This window comes from Bradyrhizobium lablabi, assembly GCF_001440475.1.
Classification (GTDB): domain Bacteria; phylum Pseudomonadota; class Alphaproteobacteria; order Rhizobiales; family Xanthobacteraceae; genus Bradyrhizobium; species Bradyrhizobium lablabi.
Genome location: NZ_LLYB01000034.1, coordinates 12,944 through 13,898, shown reverse-complemented (window position 1 = coordinate 13,898; position 955 = coordinate 12,944). Strand labels below are relative to the sequence as shown.

The 955-nt window shown below is 62.3% G+C and carries 2 protein-coding genes; both read right to left on the bottom strand.

All coding sequences use genetic code 11. The annotated features are described in order from the left end of the window. Positions 1 to 137 precede the first annotated feature (137 nt). A partial coding sequence (locus CQ14_RS48545) for a calcium-binding protein (RefSeq protein WP_430650128.1) occupies positions 138 to 520 on the bottom strand: 383 nt, incomplete at its 3' end. Positions 521 to 574: 54 nt separating this feature from the next. Beyond that, positions 575 to 855 (bottom strand): calcium-binding protein (locus CQ14_RS47485; RefSeq protein ID WP_283807184.1); only part of this gene is annotated, 281 nt, incomplete at its 3' end. Positions 856 to 955 lie beyond the last annotated feature (100 nt).

The window sequence follows — 955 nt, the reverse complement described above, 5'->3', positions numbered from 1 at the left end:
GTCGGCGCCGCCATTGTTCCGCGTCTCGACGGTGTTGCTCTCATAGTGCGAGGTATCGATCCAGACCGTTTCGTAGCCCGATGTATCCACCCAGGAATTATTGCCGTAGCTATCACTGACCCAATATCCGCTGGTGNTACTGCTGCGTATAATAGCCTGATGTCACCCACGTCGTGGTCGTGGTCGAGATGCGGTAGTCGTCATAGACCGTGTCGGCTCCGTCACCGCGGGCGAACACATAGGTATCGTTGCCGCCACCGCCTTTGAGCAGGTCCGAACCCGTACCACCATTGAGGGTGTCGTCGCCCAGACCGCCATCGAGCGTATCGTTGCCGGCGAGGCCCTTCATCGCATCAACCCCGGCGGTCCCGGTCAGCGTGTCGTTACCGGCGGTACCCATGACGGACACCTGCACCGGCACCACGCTGCCGTTGGAAAGCACGAACGAACCAACTTGATAGCCCACTCCCAGGAACCAGTTCGTGATGGTCAGCGTGTCGGATGAACCGGCGATCAGCACCTGCAGATCGTTGCCTNACCTTCACAAAGGTCAGATCGACCGCCGCAATGCCGNGCTCCGAACAATACCCGGTCGGTACCGCCATCGCTGTTGTCGATGACGTCGCTGCCCGAGCCGAGCCCGAACAGGTAGGTGTCGTCCCCGGTGCCGCCACGCAGCGCGTCGTTCCCCGTTCCGCCATCAAGCGTGTCGTTGCCGGCGCCGCCTCTCAGCGTGTCGTTGCCTATACCGCCGAACAGCGCGTCGGCTCCTGCCCCACCGTCCAGCGTGTCGTTGCCGGAACCTCCGTTCAGGGTGTCAGCGAACGCTCCTGTCGTCAGAACATCGTTACCCAACCCGCCGTTCAGCGTCGCGGCGCTCTCGATCCAGGTGATGGTATCGTCGCCCTCCGTCCCCAGCTTTGCGACAATTGCTGCCAGATCCAGCGTGGTGCCG